Source organism: Martelella sp. UBA3392 (assembly GCF_002358775.1).
Classification (GTDB): domain Bacteria; phylum Pseudomonadota; class Alphaproteobacteria; order Rhizobiales; family Rhizobiaceae; genus Martelella; species Martelella mediterranea.
Genome location: NZ_DEPM01000146.1, coordinates 19,918 through 25,763 on the forward strand (window position 1 = coordinate 19,918; position 5,846 = coordinate 25,763).

General features: G+C 61.1%; 6 protein-coding genes. 3 read left to right on the forward strand and 3 right to left on the reverse strand.

All coding sequences use genetic code 11. The features are described from left to right. Positions 1–875 (reverse strand): Fe-S cluster assembly protein SufB (gene sufB / locus B4E36_RS11240; protein WP_345900354.1); only part of this gene is annotated, 875 nt, incomplete at its 3' end. Positions 876–999: 124 nt separating this feature from the next. After that, complete coding sequence (locus B4E36_RS11245; protein ID WP_292056200.1) at positions 1,000–2,166, reverse strand: cysteine desulfurase family protein; 1,167 nt, start codon at positions 2,164–2,166, stop codon at positions 1,000–1,002. Between the two features lie 208 nt (positions 2,167–2,374). Here B4E36_RS11245 and B4E36_RS11250 point away from each other — a divergent pair, with 208 nt between their 5' ends. Then, complete coding sequence (locus B4E36_RS11250; RefSeq protein WP_292056128.1) at positions 2,375–3,052, forward strand: alpha/beta hydrolase; 678 nt, start codon at positions 2,375–2,377, stop codon at positions 3,050–3,052. 53 nt (positions 3,053–3,105) lie between these two features. Here B4E36_RS11250 and B4E36_RS11255 read toward each other — a convergent pair whose 3' ends face one another. Further along, on the reverse strand, positions 3,106–3,795 hold the full coding sequence (locus tag B4E36_RS11255) for a GNAT family N-acetyltransferase (protein ID WP_292056126.1): 690 nt from the start codon (positions 3,793–3,795) through the stop codon (positions 3,106–3,108). A 98-nt stretch (positions 3,796–3,893) separates the two neighbouring features. Between B4E36_RS11255 and B4E36_RS11260 the strand changes: the two genes are divergently transcribed. Together B4E36_RS11260 and tyrS are read left to right on the forward strand one after the other, a co-directional pair. Then, positions 3,894–4,355, forward strand: coding sequence for an HXXEE domain-containing protein (locus B4E36_RS11260; RefSeq protein WP_292056124.1), 462 nt, complete (start codon positions 3,894–3,896; stop codon positions 4,353–4,355). A 118-nt stretch (positions 4,356–4,473) separates the two neighbouring features. Beyond that, entirely contained in the window at positions 4,474–5,727 is a 1,254-nt protein-coding gene (gene tyrS / locus B4E36_RS11265; protein WP_292056122.1) for a tyrosine--tRNA ligase, read from the forward strand. Positions 5,728–5,846: the final 119 nt, after the last annotated feature.

Below are 5,846 nucleotides of genomic sequence, written 5' to 3' on the forward strand. Positions count from 1 at the left end.
TCCTTGTCGCCCGGAAACCAGTTCTGGACGGTGGAATACTTGATCTCAGCATCATCCATCGCGATCAGCTCGACGACGGCGGCGTGAAGCTGGTTCTCGTCGCGCTGCGGGGCCGTGCAGCCTTCGAGGTATGAAACATACGAGCCTTCCTCGGCGATAATCAGCGTGCGCTCGAACTGGCCGGTGTTCTTCTCGTTGATGCGGAAATAGGTCGACAGCTCCATCGGGCAGCGAACGCCCTTGGGCACGTAGACGAAGGAGCCATCGGTGAACACGGCGGCGTTCAGCGCGGCATAGTAATTGTCGCCGCGCGGCACGACCGAGAACAGATATTTCTGAACCAGTTCCGGGTATTCGCGGATCGCCTCCGAGATAGACATGAAGATCACGCCGGCTTTGGCGAGTTCCTTCTTGAAGGTGGTGACGACGGAGACCGAATCGAACACGGCATCGACGGCAACGCGGCTCTTCGGCTGGTACTGTTTGTCCTCGACGCCCGCGAGGATTTCCTGCTCCTGCAGCGGAATGCCGAGCTTTTCATAGGTCCTGAGCAGTTCCGGATCGACCTCGTCCAGCGTCTTCGGGCCGGTGAAGGATTTCGGCGCGGCGTAGTAATAGATGTCGTTGAAATCGATCTTCGGGTAGTTCACCCGCGCCCAGCTCGGCTCTTCCATGGTGAGCCAGCGGCGATAGGCCTCCAGACGCCATTCGAGCATCCAGTCGGGCTCGTTCTTCTTGTGCGAGATGAAACGGATGATGTCCTCGGACAGGCCCTTGGGCGCCTTGTCCACTTCGATCATCGTCTCAAAACCGTATTTGTACTGATCGACGTCGATCTCGGCGACCTGATCGACGGTCTCTTTTACGGCAACCATATTGTCACTCCACTCATAACCGGGTTCAAGGTCCGGCGGTTGGTATTCCCAAGCGGGTTCACCGCTCTATTTAATCAGACTGCGCGGCAATTACACCCCGCGCGGCCTGCGATTCGTCAATTTTTCAGGCCGCCTGTCCGGCCGCCCTGCGTCTTCCGGCGATTTTTCCGAAAGCCGAAATCGCCGCGTCGATATCCTCATCCGTGGTCGCCCAGCCAAGCGAGATACGCAGGCCGCCAAGGCGCGGATCGCGCCCCATCGCCTTCAGCACCTGGCTTTCGCCGACCTTGCCGGAGGAACAGGCCGAGCCGGCTGACAGAGCGATACCCTCGAGATCAAAGGCGATCTGGCCGGTTTCCGCCTTCAGCCCCGGCAGGGTAAAGAACGAGGTATTGGCAACCCTCGGCAAATCCGCGCCGTAGATTTCGACATCGGCGCACGCGGCGCGCATGCCATCCTCCAGCCGGTCGCGCAGCGCCGCGATTCGCGTATTCCGAGCCTCGATGCCTTCCGCCGCGAAGGCAGCGGCCGCAGCGAAACCGAGAATACCCGGCACGTTTTCCGTGCCGGAATGATGGCCCTTTTCCTGACCGCCGCCACGCACCAGCGGGGCCGGCATCAGCGTTTCGCCCCGCGCAATCAGTGCGCCCACACCCTTCGGCCCGCCAAGCTTGTGCGATGACAGGATCAGAAAATCGGCGTCCAGCGCCTCGATCGAAACCGGGATACGGCCCGCGGCCTGCACCGCGTCGACCACAAGAAGCCCGCCATGCCGGTGCACGATCTCGGCCGCCTTAGCGACGGGCTGAATAATGCCGGTCTCGTTGTTGACCAGCATCAGCGCCACCATCGGCAGGCCGAGGCCCTTGTCATGGGCGGCAAGCATGGCGTCCAGCGCATCGAGATCGACGACGCCTGTCGGCAGGACCGGAATTTCATGACGCCTGTCGGCGGGAAAGCGGCCGCCTTCGAAAACCGCCGGGTGCTCGATGCCGGAAACATAAAGCGCGCCAAGCCCGACCGGGCTGCGGCCCATGCGGAAATCCGGCGTCAGCACCAGGTTTGCCGCTTCCGTCGCACCGGCGAGGAATGTGACATGGGCCGGGTCCGCGCCGGCAAGCGCCGCCACCTGACGCCGGGCCGCCTCGATGCGGGTGCGTACCGCCCGCCCCTCGCGGTGAACGGACGAGGCATTGCCGCAAAGATCGAGACCGTCCAGCACGGCCTCGCGCGCTTCGGGCAGAAGCGGCGCGGTGGCATTCCAGTCGAGATAGATCCGGTTGGTGCTCATGTCGGCCCTGATTACACGGACATTCGCGTCCGGCAACGCATTTTCCTTGAAATTGACTGCCCGCTTGCCCTATTTGGACCGCAGAACAGAAGACCTCTTTCTTTCGAACAATTCTAAACTGTTTGTAGAAAAGATGACCCTATTAGTCAAGTCAAGCGGGTCGCTGCAAGCCGGCTGGAATGTTTGAGCCGAAATTTCCGGAGAGCAAATGCCCGAAGTGATTTTCAACGGTCCGGCCGGTCGCCTTGAAGGCCGTTACCAGCCGTCCCCAGAGAAGAATGCGCCGATCGCGATCGTGCTGCATCCCCACCCCCGCTTCGGCGGCACGATGAACAATCCGATCGTCTACGAACTCTTCTACATGTTCCAGAAGCGCGGCTTCACGACGCTCAGGTTCAATTTCCGCGGCATCGGCCGCAGCCAGGGCGAATTCGACCACGGCTCGGGCGAATTGTCGGATGCGGCGGCAGCACTTGACTGGGTGCAGGGCCTGCACCCCGATTCGAAGACCTGTTGGGTCGCCGGCTATTCCTTCGGCTCCTGGATCGGCATGCAGCTTCTGATGCGCCGTCCGGAAATCGAGGGCTTCATGTCGATCGCCCCGCAGCCCAACATCTACGACTTCTCGTTCCTGGCCCCCTGCCCGTCTTCCGGCCTGATCATCCACGGCGACGCCGACAAGGTGGCCCCGCCGCGCGATGTCAACGGCCTGGTGGAAAAGCTGAAGACCCAGAAGGGCATTCTGATCACCCAGAAGACGCTCGCCGGCGCCAACCACTTCTTTGCCGGCAAGAATGACGAGTTGCTCGCCGAATGCGAGGACTACCTCGACCGCCGCCTTGAAGGCGAACTGGTGCCGGAACCGGCGCCGAAGCGGATCAGGTAAAAGGGAAATCATTCCTGTTTGCAGCGGCCGGGCCTGTCCCGGCCGTTCGCGTCTCATCCGCGCTCAACGCCCATCTCGAAGCTGGCGCAGACAATCCCCTTGACGGTAAGCGGCGCGATCTCGCGCATCCCGATTTTTCGCAGAACCGCAACCGAGGCCGCGTTTTCCGGCACGGCAAAGGCGATAAAGCGGTCGTCCAGCTCCTCTTCAAAAAACCATCGAGCGAGACGTGCTGCTGCTTCCGTGGCATAGCCCTTGCCCCATTCGGCGCGGGCGATCGTATAGCCAAGCTCGGCAACGCCGTGGGTTTCATCGAAACCGAAGCCGGCACGGCCGAGAAACGCGCCATCCGACTTCCGGGTCAGCTTGAACTTGCTGTAGCCCCTCTCTGCAAAAGTCCGACGCCATTTGGCAATCTCGGATGCGGCATAGGCTTCGCTCCACAGCATACCGTCACGAAACAGATAACGCTCGCCTTCCGGGTCCGAATGCAGACCGGCAAGGCGAGGTGCATCCTGCGGCGCGAAAACGGAAAACGAAAGCCGGTCGCTTTCTGTCACGGCGAGATCGGGAATCTGAAAAGCCATGATCTGACGCTCGATTTTATGTCGATTGACCGGCAATAGACCAAAACCGGCTGTCAAGACAGCGGGAAAAGCCGCGCTACGGCCCGTTCGTCGATAACAGGCCCCCTCAACTCCTGAGTTTTTTGGGTGCCGCCAGACCCAGGCCACACGCAGCATCCTTCGCTCGACTTTCCCGCATCTTTCGAAATAGCTGTTGCGTATCGCGCCAAGCGGGCCATTCTGGCGTTGATCCCACCATATCGCGGAGAACGCCCTTGCTCAGCCCCTCGCATCTCTCGCTCTTCCTGGCCATCGCCTTGATGTTGCACGTGACCGAAGAGTTCTATTTTCCGGGCGGCTTCATCGAATGGTATCGCGAACTCGTGCCGCCGAAAACGACCGGCATCCGGTTTGGCTACCTCGTCTTCATCAACACGGCGGTGATGTTTATCGCCGCGCTTGGGCTGTTCTACGGCGACAGTCCCAGCGGCGCGTCGATCTTTCTCGGGCTTTCCACGGCAATGGCGGTCAACGCGCTCTTCCATGTCTACGGCGTCATCCGGCTTCGCAAATATTCTCCCGGCGTCGTCACCGGCGTCATCCTGCTTCTGCCGCTCTACGCCGTCGGCCTGATAACGGTGGTGGGCGGCGGGGTGCTGCCAGTCTGGCTGCCATTCGTGTTTCTCGTCTTCGCCGCCGCCTATCACGCCAAGTCCATTATCCGTCAGTCGAAATAGGTCATATCCAGGCCGGGAGCTGACCGCGACAGCAAAAGATGTGGGAAGCACCGGCAAACCATGCTAAAGCGCGCCCGTTCCCTAATCTACCTGAATACAAGCGACGAAAAGATCAGCCATGTCGACGTTCAAATCCGAATTCCTGCACACGCTCTCCGAGCGCGGTTTCATTCATCAGATTTCCGATGAGACCGGGCTTGACGACCTTCTTTCGAAGGAGCGGGTAACGGCTTATATCGGCTTCGATCCGACAGCGCCGTCGCTGCATGCCGGCTCGCTGATCCAGATCATGATGCTGCACTGGTTGCAGAAGACCGGCCACCGGCCGATCTCGCTGATGGGCGGCGGCACCGGCATGGTCGGCGACCCCTCGTTCAAGGACGAGGCCCGCAAGCTGATGACCCTCGACATGATCGAGGACAATATCAACTCGATCCAGCGCGTCTTCGCCAATTACATGGATTACGACGCGGGCGATAAGTCCGCGCTGATGATCAACAATGGCGAATGGCTGCGCGGGTTGAACTATCTCGAATTCCTCCGCGATGTCGGCCGCCATTTCTCGGTCAACCGGATGCTGTCCTTCGAGAGCGTCAAGATGCGCATCGACCGCGAGCAGTCGCTGTCCTTCCTGGAATTCAACTACATGATCCTCCAGGCCTATGATTTCGTGGAGCTTTGCAAGCGCTATGACTGCCGGTTGCAGATGGGCGGCTCGGACCAGTGGGGCAATATCGTCAACGGCATCGATCTTGGCCACCGCATGGACTGCCCGCAGCTCTACGCGCTGACCTCGCCGCTTCTGACGACGGCATCGGGCGCCAAGATGGGCAAGTCGGCCAATGGCGCGATCTGGCTGAACCCCGACATGCTGTCGGCCTATGATTTCTGGCAGTACTGGCGCAACACCGAGGATGCCGATGTCGGCCGCTTCCTGAAGCTCTACACCACGCTGCCGATGGACGAGATCGCGCGGCTTGCCGCCCTTGGCGGATCGGAGATCAACGAGGTCAAGAAGATCCTCGCCACCGAAGTGACGGCCATGCTCCATGGCCGCGCCGCCGCCGAGGAAGCCGCCGAGACCGCGCGCAAGACCTTCGAGGAAGGCGCGCTTGCCGAAAACCTGCCGACGATCGAGGTGGCAAAGGCCGAACTCGATAGCGGCATCGGCATTCTGACGCTTCTGGTCCAGGCCGGTCTCGCCGGCTCCAACGGCGAGGCCCGCCGCCATATCAAGGGCGGCGCGGTGAAGCTGAACGACAAGGCCGTCTCCGACGAACGTCTCTCGGTCGGCGCCGATGCGCTGTCGCAGGAAGGCGTTGCCAAGCTGTCGGTGGGCAAGAAGAAGCACATTCTGGTGCGGCCGGTGTGAGAGACGGTGTCGGCGTCCTGCGGTCGCCCTACTCGCCTCCTGCTCTAAGGCCGGGTGTCGGACACAGCCCTGCAGCTTGCTCCCGATATTCTCTCCCGCTGGCGGGAGAGATGCCCCGA

Excerpts from the sequence above, each read along its gene's own strand:
- B4E36_RS11245 (WP_292056200.1), bottom strand. The coding sequence starts at position 2,166 with ATGAGCACCAACCGGATCTATCTCGACTGGAATGCCACCGCGCCGCTT.
- B4E36_RS11250 (WP_292056128.1), top strand. The coding sequence starts at position 2,375 with ATGCCCGAAGTGATTTTCAACGGTCCGGCCGGTCGCCTTGAAGGCCGT.
- B4E36_RS11255 (WP_292056126.1), bottom strand. The coding sequence starts at position 3,795 with ATGCTGCGTGTGGCCTGGGTCTGGCGGCACCCAAAAAACTCAGGAGTT.
- tyrS (WP_292056122.1), top strand. The coding sequence starts at position 4,474 with ATGTCGACGTTCAAATCCGAATTCCTGCACACGCTCTCCGAGCGCGGT.